The following is a 22,638-nucleotide window of genomic DNA, read 5'->3' on the forward strand; positions in this document are numbered from 1 at the left end:
GCATCCGTAACGTCTGAGTGCTCGTGACCCCGCCAGCCGGCGGGGTCACGAGCGCGTGCGGCCCCGGTTTGCGCTGGAGCCGGCGCCCCAGCCGGTGCCGGGCACGGACCGGTTATGGATCGTGGACGGCACTATCATCCCGATCCGTGACCGTAAAATCGCAGACGCCGACACCTGCCTGGTGGTGGCCTCAGCCCGGCCGACACCCGGCAACAAGGCAGACGCACATGTCTGGCGCGAGTCGGACCTGCCGGCTGTGGCGGCGGGCACGACGATGATCCCGGACGGCGCCTACCTTGGCACCGGGCTGATCGTCCCGCACCGCAGACGAGCCGGACGTTCCCGACTGCGCGGCCAAGAGGACGACAACGCCGAACACCGGCGAGGTGGGGCCCTTTAGTACGAGGCGGCGCTGGGCGACGAGTTGCTTCGCGTCAGCCGTACAGCTCCGCGAAGTCTTACACGCTCTGAGACTGGCCCGAGTTCTAGGATGTGCGACAAAGGAGTGCCGAGGCTGTCGTGACGGCGGAGGCTGAGGGAAGGAAAGGGAGCTGGTCATGCCGAGCCCGCACGATGGGGCGATGCCGCCGAGGCGGGGACCCGGCGTCCGGCCGGGGCGCTGGAGGCCGAGGTCATGGCCGCGCTGTGGGCCGATGACCGCCGCCGACGTCCAGGGGCGACTGGGCGACGGGCTGGCGTACAAGACCGAGCTGACCGTGCTCGGCCGGCTGCATGCCAAGGGTCTGGTGGACCGTGAGCCGGCGGGTCGGGCGCATGCCTACTCGCCGTGTCGGGGAGCCGCGGAGGCGGCAGCCGAGGAGATGAACACCGCCCTGCGCCGCACCGGTCACCGCACCGAGGTGCTCCAGCCCTTCGTCGGCCCCTTGGACGCCGACGAGCAGGCCGCCCTGCGCGCCTTGCTTGACTCGGCCAACTGACCGCCGGGGAAGGTGACGACGTCCGTGTATTTGACCGTCTACCTGCTCCTCTTGGCGCCCGTCGTGCCGGCTGCCGCAGGGCCCCGGTTGGCTCGACATCTCGCCCCAGCTGCCGCGACACGCATGCTGGCGGCCATCACGGCGGTTGCGGCCGTGGCCGGCGTGTGGGGGCTGGTGGTATTGGCGGCCGGTGGCCTGGGACGCGTCGCGGAGGTCCTCGCCTATGCGCACCCCGACCGGGCCGTGCTCGCTGCGGCCGATCCGGTGCCGCGCGTGCTGGGCATGCCGGCCGCCGTGCTGCTCGTCGGCGGTCTCCTCCGGCTCGGGCGGACCTTCCGGAGGCGGCGCCGTGAGGTGCGGGCCGTTGCCGCTCTGCGGAATCAGCCGACGGCCGACGACCTGATCGTGCTCGCCGACGACCGCCCGGACGCCAACGCGCTGCCCGGCCGGCCCGGGCGGATCGTGATCACCTCCGGCATGCCGCGTGCCCTTCCCGCCGCCGAGCGCGCCGTGCTGCCGGCCCACGAGCGTGCCCACATCCTCCCTCGCCATGACCGCTACAGCGCGCTGGGTGATATGGCCTGCGCGCTCAATCCGCTGCTGCGCGGGCTGCGCGACCACCTCGGTTTCGCCCTGGAACGGTGGGCGGACGAAGACGCCGCCCAGCGGGTGGCCAGCCGGCCGCTCGCTGCACGATCCCTGGCTCGCGCCGCACTTGCCGGCGCCGGACCGGGGCCCGCCACCGCATTGGCCTACCTGCGTCACCAAGTCACGGCACGCGTGCAGGCGCTGCAGGGCACCCGCCCGGAAAGCCGCCGTAGCGCCGCCGTTCTCGCCGCGGCTCTGGTCGTGGCGACGGCTCTGGCCCTGATCGATGCCGCCTCGGCGCTCGGCCGCCTGTTGGAGATCCGGTACCCGTGAGTAAGCCCCCCACCACACCGAACCCGGCGGGCAAGCGCCCGGCGTGGCTGACGCGCAACGTCAAGGTGCTGTGCGGGGTGTCCTTCCTGCAGGACGCGGCCAGCGAACTCCTCTATCCGATCCTGCCGATCTTCCTGACCGTTGTGCTCGGCGCCCCGCCCGCCGTGGTCGGCGCCATCGAGGGCCTGGCCGAGGGAGCCGCGTCGGTCACCAAGGTCGCCGCCGGGCGCCTGGCCGACCGCTTTGCCCGCCGGCCGCTCATCGGCGCGGGCTACGGGCTGGCCGCGCTCGGCAAGCTACTCATCGCCCTCGCCACCGCCTGGCCCCTTGTACTTGTAGCCCGGGTGGTCGACCGGCTCGGCAAGGGCATGCGCGGCGCTCCCCGCGATGCCCTCCTTATCGACGGCGTCCCAGGCGGGCAGCGCGGCAAGGTGTTCGGGCTGCACCGGGCCGCCGACACCGCCGGCGCCGTAGTCGGCCCGCTGGTGGGGCTCGCGCTGTATGAGGCGCTCGACCACCGTTTGCGGCCCCTGTTCTGGGTTGCCGTTCTCCCGGCCGTCGCGTCGGTAGCCCTGGTCGCCGCCGTCCGTGATCCCCACTCCCGTCGCACAGCTGACGACGGGACAGGAGCCGTGGACCGCCGCACATCATGGCGCGCGCTGCCCCGCCGCTACTGGCGCGTTCTGACCGTGCTCCTCGCCTTCAATCTGGTCAACTTCCCCGACGCATTGCTGCTGTTGCGCGCCCATGACCTGGGCCTGACCACGGCTGGTGTGGTGGGCGCCTACGCGGTCTACAACCTCGCCTACGCGGCCTTGTCCTACCCGGCGGGCGCCCTCTCGGATCGGCTGCCCCGGCCTCTGGTCTTCTCCGCCGGCCTGGCCTGCTTCGCCGTCGGCTACCTCGGGCTGGGTCTCATCCGCAGTCCATGGATGGTGTTCGTGGTGCTGCCCCTGTACGGCGGCTTCAACGCCTGTACCGACGGGGTCGGCAAAGCGTGGATCTCCACGCTGGTCCCCGACCGCCAACAGGGCACCGCCCAGGGCCTGTACCAGGGGGCCACCGGTGCGGCTGTCCTGATTGCCGGCCTGTGGGCGGGGCTCGCCTGGGGCACCGACGGCCGCCTCCCGCTGCTGGTTTCGGGCGCCGTCGCGCTTGCCCTCGCCATCGCGCTCTCGGCCCGGACCATCAGGATGAACCGCACGCCCCGCTTCAAGTGACAGGTTCTGGTCAAAGTTTTGTCCAAGTGCCGGACGTCTTCTGTAGCCGGTGATCGGGTTCTCCACGACGGCTGTACGCCCACCCGTTATCGGAGGATCTGGTGTCAGCACCAACCCGCAAGAGACGATGGCTCACGATCTGTGCCATCGCCGCATCCACCGCGCTCGTCGCGACACCCGCAGGCGCCGCGGCAGGTAAGACAAAGCGCCCGTTCGGGGCGCGCACCCTCGCCCAGCTCGCCGCCGAACGCGAGCACACCATCAGCCCCAAGCTGAAGGCTGATGACGGCGGAGACGACGGCAACGAGGCGGACGAGATAGCCGAGGGCGCGGACCAGTACGCCGAGGCCCGCACGTCGCCGGGCATCGTCGCGCCCGGCGCGTACGGTGCCGCCTGGAGCAGTCTGACCCAGCTGCCCCGCACCGGCGGCAGTTGGCGCAACATCACCGACCTGCCCTACAACTCCGACGACTCCCGCTACCGGGACATCGACTCCAACTCCAGCGGCGGCTCGGGCAACGTCACCGGCCGCATGGCCGCGATCGCCGCCGACGACGACGGATACGTCTACGCGGGCAGCGCGGGCGGCGGCGTCTGGCGGTCCAAGAAGGGCGGCGGCCACTGGAAGGCCATCAGCGACAGGCTGCCGTCCCAGTCCACCGGTGCGCTCGCGCTGGACGGCGGCGGGCGACTGTGGCTGGGCACCGGTGAGGCCAACACCAACGCGGACGCCTACCTCGGTAGCGGCGTCTACGTCCTGGCCCACCCGCACCACGGCAGGTTCTCCACGCGCAGCCGGGTCGGCGGTGACGAGCTGGAGTCGACCAGCGTCCGCCAGCTGCGCTTCGGCGACGGCAAGGTGTGGGCGGCGACCAGCGAGGGCGTGTGGAGCCACTCCACCAAGACCCTCAAGGGCGCCTGGAAGCTGGAGTTCGCGCCCAACCCCGACTATCTGCCGGGCGGTCCGAAGGCGCACGACGACTCGGCCGCGTACAAGAACATCACCAACGACATCGCCTTCGACCCCAAGGACTCCTCCAAGGTGGTCCTCGCGGTCGGCTGGCGCAGCGGCGACGACTACAACGGCTTCTACACCAAGAACTCCAAGGGCAGCTGGACGCGGATCAGCAGCGGCTTCGGCGACCTGCCGACCGACGCCGACAACGTCGGCACGGTGACCTTCGCCCGTGCCGCAGGCGGCTCGCGCTTCTACGCCATCGACCAGTCGCCCAAGCAGATGGCGTCCAACCCCGACAGCGGTCTGGGGGGCATCTACAGCGCCGCCTCGCCGTTCGGGCCGTGGACGAAGGTCGCCGACTACAAGCAGCTGGCCGCCGACGGCTCGGCGCTGACCTCCAGCGGTTATATGCCGGGCGTGCAGGCCTGGTACAACCAGTTCCTGACCGTCGACCCGGCGGACCCGCAGCACGTGTACGCGGGTCTGGAGGAGGTCTACGAGTCCAAGGACGGCGGCTCCACCTGGTCGACCGTCGGCCCGTACTGGAACTTCGGGTTCTCCTGCTGGAGCATCGACCCGGCCAAGCAGACCGGTGACTGCAACCAGACCACCCACTCCGACCAGCACGGCGTCGCCATCGGCCGCTATCACGGCAGGAGCTTCGTCTACGTCGGCAACGACGGTGGCGTCTACAAGCGCCAGGTCAACGGCTCGCAGGACACCTCCGGACACGCCACCGACTGGACCTCCCTCAACGACGGCACCATCGACACCCTCCAGTACTACTCGGTCGGCATCGGCAAGGACCTCGACCACGGCGGTGTGTCCGTCACCGGCGGCCTCCAGGACAACGGCCAGTCCATTCTGCGCAGCAACGACAAGGTGATGGGTTCCAACTTCGGCGGCGACGGCGGCGACACGCTCACCGACCCCGCCAACGGCTGCAACATCGCCCAGGAGTACGTCTATCTCGCGATCCAGGTCACCAACAACTGCGCGGTCAACGACGGCAGCTGGACCACCGACGCGAGCAAGGCGACCTCGTACAACGTCGCCCCGGCGGACAACGCCACCAGCGAGGCCCGCTTCATCGCCCCGCTCGCCACGGACGCGAAGGACAGCAACACCTGGATCGCCGGCGGCCGGCACATCTGGGTGCAGACCCACGGCTACGCCATCCGCAGCGGCTCCGAGTGGAAGAGCGTGTACGACCTTGGCGCCGGACGTACCGCGACCGCCGTCGCCGCTTCCGGCGGCAAGGTGTACGCGGCCTGGTGCGGCCCCTGCAACGAGCACGGCTTCGCCCGCGGCATCTCCGTGGGCAACGCGGACGGCACCGGCTGGCACGACATCACCCTGCCCGTCAACGGGACGGTGCCCAACCGCTACCTCAGCGGCTTCGCGATCGACCCGAAGAACGCCGACCACGTCTTCGTCGCCGTCAACGGCTTCTCCCGGCACTGGACCGAGGGCCCCGGCGCCGGTGTCGGCCACGTCTTCGAGTCCACCGACGGAGGCACCACCTGGAAGGACGTCTCGGCGAACCTCCCCGACGTGCCGACCAACTCCGCGCTCGTCACCCCGAACGGCGGCCTGGCCGTCGCCACCGACCTCGGGGTCGTCTACCGCGCCCCGGGGCACACCAAGTGGCAGCGCGTCGGCTCGCTCCCGGCCGTCGCCGTGCTCCAGCTGAAGCTGGGCCCCGACGGTCGCACACTGTACGCGGCCACTCACGGCCGCGGCATCTATGCCGTCAAGGTCCGCGACTGCGACTGACACATACGGTGCCATGAAGGGAGGGGTGACCTCGTTCGCGGGGTCACCCCTTCTGCAGACGTGGGGTCGGGTCCTCGTCGAGTGCCGACCCAGCGTGTGCCGCACCCGTCGCATCCGGCGTCTTTGCCAGCGCGGTGACCTTGGCACTGCATGGCGGTGGTGTCCTGGGCGATCACCGTGTCGCGGGGCTCACTCCACTTCCCCCAGCACGCCGTCCGCGTCCATGAACCAGCTTCCGCTCTCGACGCCGTACACCTTCTTGTCGTCGAGCCACTTCCAGGCCATGTGCTGCAGGATCTTGGCACCGTGGCGGTCCCAGACCGGGTTGTGGTCCCAGCCCTCGACACGGAACATCAACTTGTGTGTGCCGGGGATCCCCTCGTAGAGCTTGGGAACGGAGAAGTGCAGATTCGACCCCAGCTCCGCCGGGGTGTTGGCTGTCTTGTCCTGATCTCCGTAGACGATGCACACGGGTATGGCGTTGCCGAGCGTGGAGTTGTGCGGCACGGTGCTGGTGTTCCAGCCCCACCAGTAGGAGTTGCGCCACCGCATGACGCCCTCGGGTGCGCCCGCGGTCGGGCCGCCCCACTTCTGACCGATGCTGTCGCAGTCCATGATGGCCTGCCACACCTGGTCGGCAAGATTCTTGTCGCTGACGGTGGCTTGGATTCCTGCCTTGCTGGTCAGGTTCATCGGGAAGCCGAAGACCGCCGGCGGCGTGGACTCGGGCTGTGTGGGCAGGCCCGTGCCGGCAGGCGGATCGAAGGGTGCTGCGGTGTTCTTCGACCATCGGCCGTCCGGGGGGAACATGGGCGCGAGGAGGAACAAGCTCGTCACGTCGCCGGGATTCTGCAGGGCGTACGGGCCCATGACGAACGAAGCTGCGGACCAGCCGATGAACGCGACCTTCTGGTTGTTGCACCGTGTCCGGATGAACTTGACGACGGTGCCCAACTCGTCCCACTCGCTCTTGGAGTTGCCCAGTTGATGGGCGTAGGTGGCCGTCGATGAGCAAGTTCCCGTTCCGGGGTTGGGATTCAGAAGGGCCCGCTGGGCCGGGTTGGCGTTGCACGGGTCGTCCATCTTCGGACGGGGGGAGAGCCCGGATCCCTGAAGGTCCATGATGTACACGTCGTAGCCTTTGCCCGCCAACGCTTGTGCCCAGCTCAAGCTGGTGTCTGGCTGAGTTGAGCCACCGTGCGGAGGCAGCACGAGGTCGAAGCCGGGGAGCGCCGGAACGCTCCTGCCGTGGAGCATGAGGACCGGTTTCGAGGTGCCGCTGGATCCGGAGCTCTTGTATTCCCGCACGAAGAGGTTCACCGGCTCGCGGGCGTTCGCTGGGATGGTCGATGTGTGCGCGACCGTGGGGTGGACTGGGATGATGTTCGGCATGGTCACCTCCGGTATTCGTTTGCCTTGGGGAGGCGGTTGTCTGGTGGGGGGTAGGCATCACCGCCACTGCCGGGCGGTATGAGGAGCTCGGACCGGCTCCCGGCCTGCAGCGCAGTAGGGCCGCCCGACCAGACACCGGTCTACCCTCCGGTGCCGCTCATCCGGACCGGCACCGTCGGGTGTCCTCGAAAAGCCGGTCACGCTGAGGGGTGTCGATCCGGCGTTGAACACCTTGGCGACCATGGTGGCCGAGCTGCCCGATCGTGCTCCAGGTCTCGCCGCCGTCGTCGTCGGAGCGGAACAGCGATGGGCCGGGTCCGATGACGCCTCCCGCGTACACGATGTCCGGGTAGACGGGGTCGAGGGCGACCGCGCCCATCTGACTCCACGGCAGGCGATCGATCTTCGGCGCCCAGGTGGCGCCGCCGTCGAGACTCTTCCATATGCCCCCGACAGTGGCGGCGTAGATGGTCTGGTCGCTGCTGCCGCGCGGATCGATGGCGATGTCGTACACGCGGCCCGCCACGGGGGTCGGCCCGGCGCCCAGGTGTTCGCGGATCGGCGCCGGCCCCTCCTGCTGCCACTGCGCGGCGACCGGCGGAGCACTACCGGGGCCGCCACCGCCGAAACCGGCGTTGCGCAGGGCGTGGCGTTCCACCCTCTCGATCTGCTGCAAGGCCTTCAGCAGCGTCTCACGGTCGAGCACCCCGTCCGCGCTCGTCCTCGCCAGCCCGCGCACCTGGCGCATACGCTTCCTGACGGCGATCTCGATGGCCGCATGCTGAGTCATGGCCTGCCCCTCCGCCATACTCGCCGAATTCCGCGTGACTGAGGGCATCATGTGCCGTCCGCCGCGACGGCTTTACTTCCAGCGTGGCGCCTGGAAGGGACCACCGCCACCGGAGGCCAGGCTCCGGCACGACATGCCGGCGGTGCCTGGCGCCCCGCCGGGTACCAGTACGTCTGTCGTGCCTGGGCCACAACCGGTGCCGTGGGCGGACGAGGATCACGGCCAGGAGTTGGCACTCAGCAAGTAACGTCGCTCTGCGAACGTCTGTACGCCGAAGACCTCAAGTTCCTTTGAAAACGCCTACTTGGTTATCCTCAGGACGGATCGTCGTGTGGGCGCTCTACTGCACCGGGTATGCCGCGACACTCAGGCGGAGCGTGAACAGGGGCGCGCTCTGCGCACCCCACATGATGCTCACTGAGCCGGTGCGTGCGGCCCGCACTGTGACTCGAGTGACGCCCGCGCTGTCCGTTGCGGTCGAAGTCACCAGCGCGAGCATGGGGTTGCTGCTGCGCGGCTGCGGCCACGTCCCGCGGGCTCGGGGCTTGAGAAGCACAGTCACTGTCGTACCGGATCGCACGCACAGCGTGCGGGCGGAGGGGTCCTGGGGGCCCTGGGTGATGGTGGCGGTCCCGGCCACGCATTCCGGGGCGGTGGCTGTCCCGTGTGGGCTGGCGACTCGTGTCGAGGGTGGCGACGGGGGCGTGGGCGACCTCGTCGCGGAGGGCGAGGCGGGACTGCTCGACGTGCCGGCTCCGCTCCGCGAAGACGTAGTGGTGGGTGGGGTGACGGAAGGGCGTTGCGGTGCCGGGTCCGCCTCCGAGTCGCCGCCGGTGCCTCGGCAGGCGGTCATGAGGCAGGCGAGGGCAATAAGGGCGGCCGCGAGCGAGGGCCAGGATCCTCGGCCACCTCTGCGGTCCTCCGTCATCATGACCACTCCTCCGTGCCACTCGACGCCTCTGCGACGTCCTTGGGCGAGGTTCGGTTCCCGTCGTGGTGGAGGGAAGACCGAGAGCCTCAGCGGATGCCCGAGTCGAAGTGGATGACGATCGCGGTGAACCGCCCGTCGCTGACGGTGACGGTCACCGGTTGGGCGATCGGGGCGACGGCGCCGGTGAGGTTGGCGGGGCGGACGGTGTAGGTGCCCGGGGGCAGCGAGAGGCGGAAATGGCCGTCGGTGTCGCTGATGATCTGGGCGATCGTCCGTTGCGGATCGCCGCCGGTGATCGTCAAGTGGGCGCTCAGCGGCCGGTCGGGACACGGGCTCCCCTCGCGGACGAGTGGGCAGCCGCCGTCGACCATCGTGCGGCCCTTGATCCCGGAGTCCGGCGCGCCCGGCGAGCCAGCGCCGTGAGAAGCTCGTCCGCACCCACCGGCCAAGACCGCAGTGGCGAGCGCCAGGGCGGCGAGCGCGGTCCGGACGGGATTCTTCATAGGGGTTGGACTTCCCATGGCGCTGGTCGGTTCCTCGGCTATATGGCCTGGGGGCCGGGCGGAGACGTCCCCCCGCCCGGCCCCCGGCTTGCTTGCTGCGGGGGGCTAGGAGAACAGGACGTTGTGCGGTTCGGGGTAGGCCCCGCTCGCGCCGCAGTTTCCGCCCTTCATCGCATAGCCGGCGGCGACCCAGCGGGTCGGGTCGGCCTTGTAGGTGCGGACGGTGAGGTAGTCGCCCCAGCGGGGCAGGCCGGCGTAGGTGCAGGTGTTGCCGGCGCCCCACAGGTAGTAGTTGGGGCTGGTGTCGATGGCGTTGGCGGGCTGGGAGTTGATCCCGCTGCCGGGGTAGTAGTGGGCGCCGCCGGTGCCGCCGCCCCAGGCGAATTCCAGGCCCACCCGGCCGAGCGAGTTGGGTGCGAGCGAGGCGAACTGGATGGCACCCCAGCTGCCCCACAGGTCATCTGAGCCGTTGAGGTTCTTGTCGGATTCGTTGAACCAGACGAACCGGGTATAGGGGAACGGATGGCTGCCGTCCTGCTTCGCGTTGAAGGAGAAGCCGATCAGCCCGCCGGCTCGGTAGGCACCGAGGACACGGGAGTCGGCGTACTGGCACCAGTTCGTCACCACGCCGTCGGTGCTGGCGCAGTTCTGGCCGCTGTTGCGGGTGTAGAAGCCGTAGGAGGGGACGGTGCGGTCCCACCAGGAGTAGTTCCCGGAGTTCTCCGGCCACGCGAAGACGCGGAAGGAGCTGCCGTTGGTCTGGCCCCAGTTACTGCCCCAGTAGAGGGTGTCGGTGGACCCGGGCACCAGCTTGAAGGTGAGGTTGTCGGTGCGGGTCAGGTAGCTGTAGTTGAAGCCGCTACAGGTACTCATCGGACTCTTCGGTAGTCGTAGCAGCCCGGCACCGCTTCCCCCGCCGCTGGGGAAGAAGTTGGTGGAGATGTTGACGTTGCTGTTGCTGATGGACATGTCGTTGAAGTCCAGCGCCGTGGTGTTCGCCAGGCCCATCCAGCTCGGGGTGATGTTCCGGTAGCACCAGCCGGTGTACGCGCCGGAACCTGAGGCCGAGGCGTTGGCGATCGTCAGGTGGTCGCTGAACTGCAGCAGCCAGAACTGCCGGCCGGTCGCCGGGTCGTACTGGGTGACCTGGTCGCAGCAGAAACCCGACCCGAACAGCGAGTACGGGTCGAGGTAGGACCAGGTCGCGCCGTTGTCGGTGGAACGGGTGGCATACCAGTTGCCGGTCTGGAAGATGTTGGATCCGTTGGCGTCGGTGCTCGGCTCCTGCGTCGACGAGAGGTACGAGGCGCCGCCCGATATCCCGGACGTGGGAATGGCGCTGTCGCGCGCCACGGTGGCGAAGGACCGCACCGAGGTCGGCTGGGCGACCGCGGTAGTGAGCGGGGCGTGCCGGGGCTTGGGCCCCGCCTTGCCCTTGTCCATGGTGTCCTCGTCGTAGAGCCGGGCGTTGAGCTGGGCGAGTTCCTCGGCTGTGTACTGACGCGGCTTGTCGGAGACGGCGGCTGTCACCCGAGCACCGCTGCCGGTTACCGCCTGGGCGGCACTGCCGTCGCCGTGCGGGGCGGCGGACGCGGGCGTCACCGCGATGCCCGCCAGCCCGAGCGACAGGATCAGGAGCAGGACCGCCCAGACGGACAGTCTTCGCCGTCTGGCCCTGGCCAGGGGCATGCGGATGGATCCGGACATGCTGAAACCCCCCTTGATGGTGGACGCATCGGATGCACGACGGCCTCGATCGCCCCTCCCCCCACACGTGCCGGGCAGAGCACTGCCGCCGCACGGCAGCGAACCTAGCGATCCGATGGCGGGCCCACCAAGGGCCTTGGGGCAGGCACCGAAAGCAGTCCGGATTCCCCTCCTGTGAAAGGGAACGGGAGCCCCACCAGGTCCGGAAGCGGACGGATGTCACGTGCCTTGGGGAGGCAACAGCGCATCCCAGCCACAGCCTCCCCCTCGCACGTGGCCGAGGTGTGTTCCGCCGGACACCGGAACACACCTCGACAGCGGACAGGGGCGGGATCAGTTCCGCGTCGGCAGCGGCTTGGTGAGGTGCGGTGACGGGACGGTAGCGGCGCCCCGCGTCGTGCAGCGTGCACTGCCCCCGGCGACGGCGAGGGGTCCGGCGGTGTAGAGCGCCTCGTCGAAAGCCTGGCCGTTGGCCGATGCCTTGCCTACGGCGAACGCGGAGACCGCCTTACCGCCAACGACGGAGGTGGACAGGTAGTCGCCGACCATACGGCCCTGGGTGGAGTCGGCGACCCGCGACAGCGACATGGGTCCGGCGACGGCTGCCGGGGTGCTCCACGTGCTGCCGCCGTTGGCGGAGGAGATGTAGCCGACCTCCAGCTGGCACGCCGACGCCGTGCAGTTGGCCGTGGTCAGAAGTAGTAGAGGCCGATCTTCGCCGTGGCACCGGAGGTGGCGGGGTCGATGCCGATGCCGGGGATGAAGTGGTCGGCGCCGCTGGTGGTGGTGTCGATCGGAACCCGGGTCACGGCCGACCAGGTGGTGCCGTTGGTCGAGGTGGCGTAGACGATGTCGTTGGCCGGGCAGCCGGAGCGGAAGCGGCAGTCCTGCCAGGTGACGTAGATCTTGCCGGAGCCGTCGATCTCGGCGGACGGCAGTCCCTCACCGTCGCGCAGATTGCCGGCCACACCGTGGCTGGAGACGTTGGCGATCAGCGTCGTGGACGACCAGCTGGAGCCGCCGTTGGCGGAGCTGAAGGCACGCACGGAGCTGCCGTTGGCCGAGTAGGGGACCACGACAGTGCCGTTGGGCTGGACGAGGGGCTGTCCGCCGAGCCCGCTGGGGCTCCCGGAGGGCGAGACGGGGCTCGACCAGGTGGCGCCGCCGTCGGTGGAACGGCTCATGACGATGCGGTCCCGAGGAGGTGACGTCGACCTCGACGTAGCAGGTGCCGTAGTACGGGCTGGATGCGGTGTTGTCGCAGCCGATCCATTCCTTGTCGTAGCCCTGGCCGTCGTTGCCGACCGCCATGACCGGGTTCTGCCAGCTCGTGTCGTTGGTGGAGCGGCTTACCGTCACGCCCGCGCCGTTGATGCTGGAGTCGACGGGCAGCCCGGCGACCATCCAGGTGCCGTGCCTCGCGTCGTAGGCGACGGCCGGGTCGGAGACGCGGGCTCAGGTGCCGCCCTGGTAGGTGGTGATGCCGGGGAGCATGCCGTGCTGCCAGGTGCTGCCGCCGTGGGTGGAGGTGTTCCAGCCAATGTCGGAGGCGCCGCCGTCGGTGAACCGTCCGACCTGCGAGGAGGCGACGATCGTGTTGCCGTACGCGAAGGTGTCGGGTTCGAGTTCGGTGGCGTGCTGGCTGGAGGTGTTGGTGAAGGGATCGGTGCTGACCTGCGTCAGGCCCGGCGGCGGGGTGGCGGTGGTGAAGGCGACGTCGTCGTAGAGCGTGTAGGTGGCATCCGCCGGTGTAGTTGTCGTCGTGGCTGACGAGTTTGAGGGTGTAGCTGTGCCCGGCGGTCACCGAGGCGCCGGCCTGCTTCCAGCCCTGGCCCCGTTGGTGCAGCTTTTGCCAGGACGGTCGTTGCGGCCGTAACCCGAGCACGCGCCTGCTCCACGATCGCATGGGTTCGAGGGGCGTATCCGCCCTCGGCGCGTTGGCCGTTCTGCTAGTGGCCGGGCGGCCCGGAGGCCCGCAGCGGAGTGAGGAAGGCGTCGGCTGCCGCGGCCTCCTCGCTCCAGGTGCCGCGCCCTGCAACCCGGGTACTTGGCGGGCCGCTGCCGGCGGTCGTCACCTCAAGGCCTGTCACGGCGGTGGACGCAAAGGCCGAAATGCACGGGAAACACGCTGACTTTGCGGTTGGGAGAGTGCAAGCGCCTGCGGAAAGCCCACGGCCTGATGGTGGAGGAGGTCCTCGCGGGGGAGGGGAGAGGGGACCGCTGGCGGTCGCGTCCTAGACGTGCCCGTCACTTCGCCTAGGCGGGGTGCCCGGCCCGTGGCGGGGTGCTCAGTCAGTCGAGGCGGGGTCGGCGTCTTGTTCCATCAGGTCGCGGACCTGGGCGCGCAGCCAGGCGTGGGCCGGGTCGGCGTCGTGGCGGGGGTGCCAGGCGAAGCCGACCGGGGCGGCCGGGAGGGGTAGCGGGACCTCGAAGACGGTTAGCCCGAGGGGTTCGGCGAGCGGGCGGGCCCAGGGGCTGATCAGGCCGATGAGATCGGTCTCGCGTAGTACGAACAGTGAGGCCGGGTAGGTGCCGACGCTGCCCACTACCCGTCTGCTCAGCCCCAGCCCGGCCAGCGCCTCGTCGACCGGTCCGTGCAGCCGGCCGCGCCGGGACACGATGAGGTGACCGGCCGTGCCGGCGAACCGCTCGGGGGTCAACTCGCCCTTCAGCAGGGGGTGTCCGGAGCGTACGACGCCGAGCATGCGGTCCTCGTAAACCGTCTCCTGGTGCACCTCGGGGGAGGTGGTGTCGATCACGCCGATCTCCAGGTCGGCGGTGCCCTGGCGCAGGAACGGGGCGTCGAGGTGGCTCTCGGACAGGAAGCGCAGCCGGATGCCGGGGGCCTCGCGCGAGGTGCGGGCGAGGAGGGTGGCGCCGTGGGTGGCGGCGATGGCGTCGTGGCCGAGGATCGTGAAGGTACGGCTCACGGTGCGCAGGTCGGCGTCCCGGCCGGGCGCGAACAGGGCGCGGGCCCGCTCCACCACGGCGCGCACCTCGGCGCGTACGGCCAGGGCGTGCGGGGTCGGCACCATCTGCCGGCCGGCCCGCACCAGGACGGGATCGCCGAGCGCCTTGCGGATGCGACCGAGGGTGCGGCTCATGGCCGGCTCGGACAGATGCAGCCGGCGTGCGGCGCCTTGAACGCTCTGCTCCTCCAGCAGCACGTCCAGCGCGACCAGCAGGTTCAGGTCGAGGCCCGTGGATTGCGTCATGCGCATTCATTCCTTGCATAAGTTGCACTGGAGTGCAGGTCGAGGCTGAGCCTACGGTGAGCCGTGTATCCCCTTCCACCGTCCAGCTCCCAGGAGGAGTCGTGTCACCGCACGCCCTGAAACGCCCCACCCTGCTCGCCCTGTGCGCCTGTGTCCTGGTCGCGCAGAGCATGGTGGCGGCGATCAACCTGCTGATACCCCAGCTCGGTTCGTCCGCGTTGCGTCCCTCGCACGCCGAGATTCTGTGGACGGTCGACGCCTACGTCATCGTCTTCGCCGGGCTGCTGATCCCCGCCGGTGCGCTCGGGGACCGGCACGGACGCAAGGGTGCGCTGCTCGCCGGGCTCGCGCTGTTCGCGGCGGGCGCCGCGACCAGTGCCCTGGCGGGGGCGCCGCTCGTCCTGATCGCGGGCCGGGGACTGTCGGGCGCGGGCGCAGCGCTGATCACCCCGGCCACGCTGTCCCTGCTGATGCAACTGGCGACGCCCCCGCAGCGCCTCGGCGCGATGGCCGCGTGGACGCTGTCGATCGGCCTCGGCGGGGCCGCGGGCAATCTCGGCGGCGGGCTCGCCGGTCAGTTCCTCGGCTGGCAGGCGCTGTTCTGGGTGATGGTGCCGCTCGCCGCGCTGCTGATCGCGGCGGTGGCACGCGTCGTGCCCCGCACGGAGCGCCCGGCCTCGGGCCACACCGATCCGCTCGGCGCGGTGCTGCTGATCGTGGGGCTGGTGGCCGTGCTGTTCGGGATCATCGAGGGGCCCTCATACGGCTGGCTGTCCGCGCGGATCGTCGGCGCGTTCGTCGCGGGGGTGGTGCTGGTGGCGGCGTTCACGGTGCACGCGCTGCGCGTCCAGGGCCCGTTGTTCGACCCGCGGGTCTTCGCCTCGCCCCGGCTGCGGGCGGCGTCCCTCGGCACGGCGACCGGGTTCTTCGGCCTCTTCTCCCTGTTCTTCGTCAACTCGCAGTACCTCCAGGAGGTCAAGGGCTACGGTCCCGCCGTCACCGGGGTGGCGATCATGCCGCTGGTGATCGGGATGGCGGCCGCGCAGAAGCTGGCCGCCCGCTGGTCCGACCGGCCGCGCGCGCTCGTTGGCAGCGGGCTCGCGCTCATCGGGCTCGGTCTGCTCGGCGCGTCCACGGCGTCCGGGTCCACCCCGTACGGACTGTTCGTGTGCTGGCTCCTGGTCATCTCCACCGGCGCGGGCCTGTCCATGCCGCCGCTCACCATGGGCGTCGTCACCTCCCTGCCCCCGCACCAGGCGGGCCTGGGCTCGGGCCTGGGCACCACGGCCCGCGAAACGGGCGCGGCCCTGGGCGTCGCCGTGACCGGCACGGTGCTGTCGGGCCACGCCGGCCTGGTCCACGGAATGGGGCCGGCGTTGCGTGTGGTGGGGGTGGTGGTGCTGGTGGCCACGGCGCTGGTGGTGAAGGGGTACGCCGAGCGCACCCCGGTGCCGGAGCGGGCGACGTCGGCCGCGACTCCCTAGGGACGCGGGGCGGTATCGGCGAAGGCTGTGCTCCGCCCCGGGTGCGGGGGGAACCCGGTCAGCGGACTTCCGTGAGCCTGCCCGTGGCCACGTCGAAGACGAAACCTCGGACGCGGTCCTTGTGGACGACGAACGGGTCGGCCTTGATGCGCGCGACGGACTGCCGTACGTCCTCTTCCAGGTCGGGGAACGCCTCCGCCGCCCAGGGCGGCCGGATCCCGGTGTCCTTTTGGACCGCGTCCTTGAACGCGTCGTCGGTGAAGGTCAGCATGCCGCAGTCGGTGTGGTGGATGAGGATGATCTCCTCGGTGCCAAGAAGGCGTTGGCTGATGGCGAGCGAGCGGATCTCGTCCTGCGTCACCACCCCGCCGGCGTTGCGGATGACGTGCGCCTCGCCGTCGTTCAGGCCGAGGATCGCGTAGACGTTCAGCCGGGCATCCATGCAGGCCACGACGGCCAGTTGGCGGGAGGGCGGCAGCGGGAGCGGACCGGAGAAGGTCTCGGCGTAGCGGGCGTTGTTGGCGAGCAGCTCATCGGTGACGGACATGACGGACCTCGGTTCTCTCGTACGGGGAAGGACACGGACGGGGTGATGGCGCGAAGCGAGATCACGAGGCCCGGCTACAGAAACCGTCGAAGAGATACACACGACGTGAGGGCCAGAAGCCCGTCAACGTCGCGACCAAAGTCGGCATCACACCAGTGAACTCCTCAACGCCGGGCCAGGCAAGAGAATGGATGTTCGGGGCCGCGACGGCCGTCGGACCGTCGTAAAATCCGACAGATCAACCCCGCGGCGGCGAGCCTGTCAGTACGGCCGCCCAGCCCAGCGGAGAACTGGTCAGTGACCCGCTCCAACGCCACTGCGACCAACACTCAAGGGGGGGTGGGGGAGGGGGGTTTGTCGGTGTGTCGGGTGTTTGCTGGTCGGGGAGCGGGATGCCGAGGATGGCGTCGGGGGAAGTGCGGGCGATGTCCCGGACCCTCTGGCCGTCTGCCGGTGTGCGCGGCACGCGGCGGAGGGTCACGGACAGCCAGGCCCGGTCGTCCTCGGTATGGGACGCGCGAGCCCACTCCTCGTCGAAGACCCCGTCATCCAGAGAACGCAGGTAGCGGTCCATCAGGTCGGTGATCTCAGCGCGGTCGGTCAAGGCCTGCAACTGTCTCTGCATCTCTTCGGTGTCCATGACGGAAGACTTCTCCCTCAAGCGCACTTGAGGTCAAGCAAGCTGCGCCCCCGCCCCCGAGCAGTGCACCTCGTGGGAGGAGCTGCGCGAAGCCCACCTTGCCTGCCTCGCCGCTCGGCCATCGCCTGACGGCCGCACAGCACGGCCCGCGCGCCCTGATCGCGTTCTCCGATTCCGCCGCGAGGCAGCTGGAGAGCCTGACCAGCGAGGCGGAAATTCACGCCTTGGACCGCGCCCCGATCGTCGTCTCCGTGGACCCCATTGTCATCGAGCCGATCCTCGGCGACGCTGCGGCTCGCAGTTGCGCGAGTACGTCGACGAAGTCGAGCACGTACGGCTGCTGTACTGGGTGACGGGTCTGCGGACCGTGGTCGTCGTCGTATCGAGGTTTTCGTCGCCGTAGTGGACCGAGTACTCAGTGGTGTAGTCCTCCACGGGGCGAGCCATATCTGCGGCGTACTGCTCACGTGCCTGCTGATCCTCCTTGCTGAGGGGAGGGTGCACGGGTTCGGTGGCTGGTGCGTGCCAGAGCTGGATCAGGTGGCGCTCTCCGTGATCGCCGATGCCGGGTTCGGGATCGTCGGCGTGGCAGTACAGACGCATGCGGACCCAGTCGCCGCTGTCGGTCGAGGATGGTCGCATCTCCAGGGGCGGTTCCTCTTCGGGCCAGGCGTCCCAGAAGTCGCCCTGCCCGATGGTGGCGAGGTAGAGGGTGTCGGCATCGGCCAGCAGGCTCAGTTCCTCCGCCGGTTCCCAGACGGCTTCGGTTTCCGGGCCGGGCGGGCCGTCGTGTACTTGGATGGTCATCTGCAACGGGCCGGTGTCGGTGGTGGGAAGGACAACGGCGAGCGCCTCGGTGGCGGGTCCACAGCGCCAGCCGTAGGGCATGGCCTTGGGGAAGTCGTAGTCGTCGTCGAAGCCAACGAGGTAACCGTGTTCGCCGACGTCGACGGTGAACGTCACTTCGCGCAGCAGCATGCAAGCCTCCTTCAAGCGCCGCAGGTGCCCCGCTTCCCCGGGCATTCCGGGGGAGCGGGGCACCCTGCTGGGGCGGGTGAGTGTAGCCGCGCTTAGAAACGACCACGTAGAGGCGCTGCTGGCCCACTCGCCCGTGTCAGCAACGTTGTCCCTGAAGGTCTTCCACTGACTGCCTTCCCGCTGCGGAGATCCGTCCAGCTCCACGTCGTGGTCCGCCGTCGGCTTGACGTGGTAGAGCCTCACTCCGGCCGCGAAGGGTTCCTCGGCCACTCTCGGCCGGAAATCCAGCGAAGCCCGCCACAAGAACGACCGAAGGCAGTACGGAATGCTCGGCGTGTTGACGAGCAACGCGCCGGGTCAAGCAACTGCAACAGGCCACGAAGTCCTGCGGTCGCCGAGCTGCTGACCCGTTCCGCGGCCCGCATCCCCTGGGCCCGCACCGCCCCCACCGCGAAGCTGGCCGTCATCGCACGCTCGACGGACCCGCCCTCGCCGCCGGGCTGCGCGCGCCTGCGCCTGATCTTCAGCTCCTGCTGCGCCGATCTGCCCGCCGGGACCGCGGCGGCTGCCGACCGCGACGAGGTCCTGGCGCTGCCGGAGAAAGTGCACGCCGCCCGCCACGACCACACCGGCCAAGGCCGTTGGGTCCAGCCGGTCCAACAAGGTGTGATCAGTAGATTTGCCGGCCTTCCGGGACTTCTTCGCGTGCTCGCGCCGTGCCCCCTGCACGCACGCTGCGCTTGCTCCGTCCCCGGCCCCGCCGACGCGGGGGTGTGCGGACCGAGACCGGGGATCGGGAGTTGCGCTTACAGTCCGTCCCGCCGATGCGGGGGTGTGCCGACGAACGGCTACCTGGCCGACCTGTTGGTGACCGCATCTGCATTGGTGGAACGTTGCGACGCCGCGGAGCCTTCCGCGGGCTTGGACCTCGCCAGCCACAGGCCGGTGAACACGGCGGTGGCCAGAGTGACGGTGCCGGCAGCGAAGAAGGTGCTGTTGAGGCCGGTCTCCAAGGAGGCGCCGCCGGATTGCCGGGTGCGGACGACGGCTCCGAGGACCGCGACGCCGAGTACAGCGCCGATCTGCCGGGTGGTGCTGCTGATGCCTGATGCGAGGCCGCCTTCCTGCGGGCTGACTGTTTGAATGGCGGCGCCTGTCAGTGGGGACATGGTCAGGGCGAAGCCGGTGCCGACGAGTCCCAGCCGCCACCACACGTTCCCGTAGCCGGTGTCGGCGTGCACCGTTCCGAGCGCGAGCAGTCCCAGGCCGGCCAGGGCCAGGCCGGCGGTGACCACGATGCGGAAGCCGTACCGGGCGGCGAGTCGGCCCGCGTACGGGCTGACGATCACCATGGCGAGGGATAGCGGCAGGGTCTGCAGGCCGGCGCGCAGGAGTGAGCTGCCCTGGACGTGCACGAAGAACTGGGAGAAGAAGAACGACGAGCCCATGAGCGCGAAGCCCACCACCACCATCGCGGTGTTGGACACGGTGAACAGGCGCTGCCGGAACAGCCGCAGCGGCAGCATCGGAGCGGAACGACGGGCCTCCACGGCGACGAAGGCCGCCAGGAGGATCACTGCGGTGGCGAAGCTGCCAAGGATGACCGGTGAGGTCCAGCCGCGGGCACCGCCCTCGATCAGCCCGTAGGTCAGTGTCCCCACCGCCAGAACGGACAGCACCGTGCCCGGGACGTCGATCGCGGGGGCGCTCGGGTTGCGGGACTCGCCGAGGTGGCGCAGGCCGACCAGCAGCAGGACCATGCCGATGGGCAGATTGACCAGGAAGATGGCGGGCCAGCCGAAGGCCTGTGTCAGCACGCCACCGGCCACCGGACCTGCGGCCAGGCCGATTCCGCTGAGCCCGGCCCACAGCCCGATCGCCTTGATCCGTTCTTGCGGCACAGGATGGGCGGCGGCCAGCAGGGCGAGCGAGGCAGGGCTGAGCGCCGCGGCCCCGATGCCCTGCAGCACCCGGCCGACGACCAGCCAGCCGAGCGAGGGCGCGAGGCTGCACAGCAGCGACGCGGCGGTGAACACCGTCACGCCGGTGAGATACACCCGCTTGCGGCCGAATCGGTCGGCGAAGACACCGCCCGACAGCAGCAGCATGGCGACCAGCAGTACGTACGCGTCGACGATCCATTGGAGTCCGGTCAGCTGAGTGTGCAGCCGGTTCTGCATATCCGGCAGTGCCGCTCCGACGATCGTGTTGTCGAGCAGGACCATGAACTGGCCCAGGCAGGTCACCGTGAGCAGCGCGGCCCGGTTTGATCGACTGCCTGCGATCGCATGCGATGCAGCCATGGGATCCCCCTCAATCATTGGTTGCGTCCGGTCGCGGTCGACGCGGGTGGTGATACATCTGATCACCTAACGCAGTCAGTGACTGCGTTAGGTGATCATAGGGAGGGTCATCCTTCAAACGCAAGTAGTCACTGCGTTAAGGTGGGGGCATGAACGAGCGACAGCCAGCCCGGCGGCCCGGCGGGCGCAGCGCCCGCGTCGGTGCGCAGGTGCACCAGGCAGTCACCGAACTGATCGGTGAGCGCGGCTACGGCAACTTCGCCGTCGGCGACGTCGCAGCCCGCGCAGGCGTAGCCGACAGCAGCATCTACCGCCGGTGGGGCAGCCTGGAATCCCTGCTCACCGACGTGGCGCTCACCCGCCTCAACGCGCAGTCGCCGATGCCCGACACCGGGAGCCTCGTCGGCGACCTACGCACGTACGCGGCCCAAGTGGCCCGCGAGATCACCGGACCTGACGGTCCGGCGGTGCTGCACCTGGCCATCGCCCTGTCGAGCAGCGGTCAGCAGGGTCTGCAGGCTGGTGCCGGCCTCCGCGCCGAACGCACCCGGCAACTGCAAACCATGCTCGATCGCGCCCGGGACCGTGGCGAGCCCGCGCTCAATGCGTTCGACGTGCTGGACCACATCCTGGCCCCGATGTACATCCGCGTCTTGTTCGGCATGATCCCGCTCACCCCGGACTACATCGACGGGCTGGTTGACCGATTGCTGTGACCTCACGCCGGTTCCCGCGCTCAGCCCTCGGACGCGGTGCCAGGGCCGCGCAAGGTCGCTGGCCCCGCTCCGGCCCCCGGCCGTGCTGGTCACGGCGAACTGCCCGGTGCCTTGTTCGTCCCCATGCTGACCGTCGCCAGCCTGCACGTCACCGCCCTCACACCGCCGGGCACCTCCACGGAAGCAGTTGGCTGGATATCCAGCGCTATGCGTCTGGGCGTGACCGGCGGCACCGCCCCGGCCGGCCCGCTGGGCGGACACTTCACCGTCCCGCTGCGGACAAGTGGGCCCAGCCGCTGACCTGTTCACCCACCTGCGGATGCGCGTCGTTGTGACAACCTGCAACGGGACGAGACTTCAGAGGTGGAACCTCCAGCCTGCCGACTGGCTCGCCGGGCTGTCCGGGCTGCCGCTGGTGCGTCGTCGCCTGGCCGCTGTGGGTCGCGTCCCTGATGCAGTGCCGCGCCCCGTTCGGTTGCCCGCCGTGGCCCGGCCGCTCTGCCCGCCGTGGCCCGGCCGCCGGTTGTCGGCCGCCGCTTGGTGCCCGGCCGTCAGGCCGCCCCTTTGGTTCCGCCGTCAGCCGTCCGATACCCGCTGCGCCGCCGCCGGCTCGTCTGCTCGCTGACGTTGTGCCGGGCTGTCGAGCTGTTCGCGCTGTCGTCCCGCGGTCACCGGTGGGACACGGACGGGGCACAGCACAGTGCCCGGGACGACCCAGCAAACCAACCGGCAGTCGGACAAACTGCGTCGGCGGCCCCACACCGGGCCGCTGTGCTGACCGGTGGCCGTGGTGCTCCCGCCCCGTCCGGTCCTGTTCTGCGCCTGTCACCCGCAGCAGGGCCCTCACGGGGGCCCGGGTCACACGACGGTGGCCTGCCGGGCCCGGCCGGGGGCCAGTGGCCTCAGAACCGCACGACGCCCAAGTCGCGGACGGTCTGGGCCAGGGCCCGAATGCGGTCGTTCTCGGCGTCCCTGCGCCACACCAGTAACCGTCCTCCCAGTAGTCCGGCATCTCGGGAGCCATGGCGTGGCCGAAGTCGGCCAGGGCCTCGACCGGAACGACGAGTCGGTCGGCGAGTTCGTGGACCGCGGAGACGGCCAGGACACGACGGTCGTGGAAGAGAACCGGACCGACGGTGAGATCGGGCTCGTCCACTGGCAGCCAGGTGATGAACACGTCCATCTCGCCCTCGCGGAGTCTTCCGAAGGGATCGACGTAAGGCGCTCTGCGGACCTGCAACTCCCACTGGGGACGGCGAGCCTGGAACGTCTTCCAGTAGTGATGCAGCTCTATCACGTTGAAGGGCATCATGCCCACGCGCAGGCGGGCGGTCTTGCCGCGGGAGGCCATCCGGGCGCGCTCGAGACTGTCACGCAGATCCGCGTAGACCGGCAGCAAGTCCGTACGCAACTGCCGGCCGAGCGGGGTCAGTCGGATCCGACGGCGGTTCGAGCGGTCGAACAGCAGGCCCCCCAGCTGCCGCTTCTGGCGGCCGATCACCTGACTGATACGCGCCTGCGTGAGGTGCAGCCGTACGGCAGCCCGCCCGAAGTGCAGCTCCTTCGCCAGCGTCAGAAAGATCTCGATGTCACGCACTTCCACGTGTGGCCGCCACCG

20 protein-coding genes and 2 pseudogenes are annotated in these 22,638 nt (G+C 69.8%); 11 read left to right on the forward strand and 11 right to left on the reverse strand.

The annotated features are described in order from the left end of the window. Positions 1-52: 52 nt before the first annotated feature. The 5 genes and pseudogenes from ACIBA9_RS29780 to ACIBA9_RS29800 form a co-directional block, all read left to right on the forward strand. Positions 53-385: pseudogene (locus ACIBA9_RS29780) on the forward strand (IS5/IS1182 family transposase); the annotation flags it as partial. A 268-nt stretch (positions 386-653) separates the two neighbouring features. Continuing rightward, on the forward strand, positions 654-938 hold the full coding sequence (locus ACIBA9_RS29785) for a BlaI/MecI/CopY family transcriptional regulator (protein WP_399367816.1): 285 nt from the start codon (positions 654-656) through the stop codon (positions 936-938). A gap of 123 nt (positions 939-1,061) precedes the next feature. Further along, the gene (locus ACIBA9_RS29790) at positions 1,062-1,859 is read left to right on the forward strand and encodes a M48 family metalloprotease (RefSeq protein WP_399367818.1); all 798 of its coding nucleotides are present in this window, start codon (positions 1,062-1,064) and stop codon (positions 1,857-1,859) included. Then, the gene (locus ACIBA9_RS29795; protein WP_399367820.1) at positions 1,856-3,079 is read left to right on the forward strand and encodes an MFS transporter; all 1,224 of its coding nucleotides are present in this window, start codon (positions 1,856-1,858) and stop codon (positions 3,077-3,079) included. The genes ACIBA9_RS29790 and ACIBA9_RS29795 overlap by 4 nt, the downstream gene beginning before the upstream one ends. Before the next feature lie 101 nt (positions 3,080-3,180). Continuing rightward, a complete protein-coding gene (locus tag ACIBA9_RS29800; RefSeq protein ID WP_399367822.1) occupies positions 3,181-5,814 on the forward strand; it encodes a glycosyl hydrolase in 2,634 nt (877 codons plus the stop codon). A 189-nt stretch (positions 5,815-6,003) separates the two neighbouring features. Here ACIBA9_RS29800 and ACIBA9_RS29805 read toward each other — a convergent pair whose 3' ends face one another. The 6 genes from ACIBA9_RS29805 to ACIBA9_RS29830 form a co-directional block, all read right to left on the reverse strand. Beyond that, positions 6,004-7,206: an alpha/beta fold hydrolase gene (locus ACIBA9_RS29805; protein WP_399367824.1), complete on the reverse strand. Its 1,203-nt coding sequence runs from the start codon at positions 7,204-7,206 to the stop codon at positions 6,004-6,006. A 157-nt stretch (positions 7,207-7,363) separates the two neighbouring features. Further along, positions 7,364-7,996, reverse strand: coding sequence for a WD40/YVTN/BNR-like repeat-containing protein (locus tag ACIBA9_RS29810; RefSeq protein ID WP_399367826.1), 633 nt, complete (start codon positions 7,994-7,996; stop codon positions 7,364-7,366). Between the two features lie 1,017 nt (positions 7,997-9,013). Then, positions 9,014-9,430 carry a hypothetical protein gene (locus ACIBA9_RS29815; protein WP_399367828.1) on the reverse strand — a complete coding sequence of 139 codons (417 nt, stop codon included), beginning with the start codon at positions 9,428-9,430 and terminating at the stop codon, positions 9,014-9,016. A 105-nt stretch (positions 9,431-9,535) separates the two neighbouring features. Next, positions 9,536-11,137 carry a hypothetical protein gene (locus tag ACIBA9_RS29820; protein WP_399367830.1) on the reverse strand — a complete coding sequence of 534 codons (1,602 nt, stop codon included), beginning with the start codon at positions 11,135-11,137 and terminating at the stop codon, positions 9,536-9,538. A 333-nt stretch (positions 11,138-11,470) separates the two neighbouring features. Beyond that, positions 11,471-11,725: a hypothetical protein gene (locus tag ACIBA9_RS29825; protein WP_399367832.1), complete on the reverse strand. Its 255-nt coding sequence runs from the start codon at positions 11,723-11,725 to the stop codon at positions 11,471-11,473. A 104-nt stretch (positions 11,726-11,829) separates the two neighbouring features. Then, positions 11,830-12,321 carry a sialidase family protein gene (locus ACIBA9_RS29830; RefSeq protein WP_399367834.1) on the reverse strand — a complete coding sequence of 164 codons (492 nt, stop codon included), beginning with the start codon at positions 12,319-12,321 and terminating at the stop codon, positions 11,830-11,832. A gap of 338 nt (positions 12,322-12,659) precedes the next feature. Between ACIBA9_RS29830 and ACIBA9_RS29835 the strand changes: the two genes are divergently transcribed. Continuing rightward, positions 12,660-12,863 carry a hypothetical protein gene (locus ACIBA9_RS29835; protein ID WP_399367836.1) on the forward strand — a complete coding sequence of 68 codons (204 nt, stop codon included), beginning with the start codon at positions 12,660-12,662 and terminating at the stop codon, positions 12,861-12,863. A gap of 562 nt (positions 12,864-13,425) precedes the next feature. Here ACIBA9_RS29835 and ACIBA9_RS29840 read toward each other — a convergent pair. Continuing rightward, on the reverse strand, positions 13,426-14,358 hold the full coding sequence (locus ACIBA9_RS29840; protein ID WP_399367838.1) for a LysR family transcriptional regulator: 933 nt from the start codon (positions 14,356-14,358) through the stop codon (positions 13,426-13,428). Positions 14,359-14,453: 95 nt separating this feature from the next. Here ACIBA9_RS29840 and ACIBA9_RS29845 point away from each other — a divergent pair, with 95 nt between their 5' ends. Beyond that, positions 14,454-15,836 carry an MFS transporter gene (locus tag ACIBA9_RS29845; RefSeq protein ID WP_399367840.1) on the forward strand — a complete coding sequence of 461 codons (1,383 nt, stop codon included), beginning with the start codon at positions 14,454-14,456 and terminating at the stop codon, positions 15,834-15,836. A 58-nt stretch (positions 15,837-15,894) separates the two neighbouring features. Here ACIBA9_RS29845 and ACIBA9_RS29850 read toward each other — a convergent pair whose 3' ends face one another. Together ACIBA9_RS29850 and ACIBA9_RS29855 are read right to left on the reverse strand one after the other, a co-directional pair. After that, positions 15,895-16,383, reverse strand: a complete 489-nt coding sequence (locus tag ACIBA9_RS29850) for a beta-class carbonic anhydrase (protein ID WP_393902435.1) — start codon at positions 16,381-16,383, stop codon at positions 15,895-15,897. 238 nt (positions 16,384-16,621) lie between these two features. Further along, a complete protein-coding gene (locus ACIBA9_RS29855; RefSeq protein ID WP_399367843.1) occupies positions 16,622-17,023 on the reverse strand; it encodes a hypothetical protein in 402 nt (133 codons plus the stop codon). 125 nt (positions 17,024-17,148) lie between these two features. Between ACIBA9_RS29855 and ACIBA9_RS29860 the strand changes: the two are divergent. Both ACIBA9_RS29860 and ACIBA9_RS29865 read left to right on the forward strand, forming a co-directional pair. Beyond that, positions 17,149-17,426: pseudogene (locus ACIBA9_RS29860) on the forward strand (hypothetical protein). Continuing rightward, a complete protein-coding gene (locus tag ACIBA9_RS29865) occupies positions 17,426-18,097 on the forward strand; it encodes a hypothetical protein (protein ID WP_399367845.1) in 672 nt (223 codons plus the stop codon). The pseudogene ACIBA9_RS29860 and the gene ACIBA9_RS29865 overlap by 1 nt, the downstream one beginning before the upstream one ends. A 752-nt stretch (positions 18,098-18,849) precedes the next feature. Here the strand turns inward: ACIBA9_RS29865 and ACIBA9_RS29870 are convergent. Next, the gene (locus ACIBA9_RS29870) at positions 18,850-20,304 is read right to left on the reverse strand and encodes a DHA2 family efflux MFS transporter permease subunit (protein WP_399367847.1); all 1,455 of its coding nucleotides are present in this window, start codon (positions 20,302-20,304) and stop codon (positions 18,850-18,852) included. A gap of 149 nt (positions 20,305-20,453) precedes the next feature. On the opposite strand from ACIBA9_RS29870, the gene ACIBA9_RS29875 reads away from it, so the two are divergent. Next, on the forward strand, positions 20,454-21,020 hold the full coding sequence (locus ACIBA9_RS29875; RefSeq protein WP_399367848.1) for a TetR/AcrR family transcriptional regulator: 567 nt from the start codon (positions 20,454-20,456) through the stop codon (positions 21,018-21,020). Positions 21,021-21,143: 123 nt separating this feature from the next. Beyond that, entirely contained in the window at positions 21,144-21,320 is a 177-nt protein-coding gene (locus ACIBA9_RS29880; protein ID WP_399368076.1) for a hypothetical protein, read from the forward strand. Here ACIBA9_RS29880 and ACIBA9_RS29885 read toward each other — a convergent pair. Next, positions 21,283-22,623, reverse strand: coding sequence for a LysR family transcriptional regulator (locus ACIBA9_RS29885; RefSeq protein ID WP_399367849.1), 1,341 nt, complete (start codon positions 22,621-22,623; stop codon positions 21,283-21,285). The genes ACIBA9_RS29880 and ACIBA9_RS29885 overlap by 38 nt on opposite strands. Between the last annotated feature and the right edge of the window lie 15 nt (positions 22,624-22,638).

The organism is Streptomyces sp. NPDC051452 (assembly GCF_044454765.1).
GTDB lineage: Bacteria > Actinomycetota > Actinomycetes > Streptomycetales > Streptomycetaceae > Streptomyces.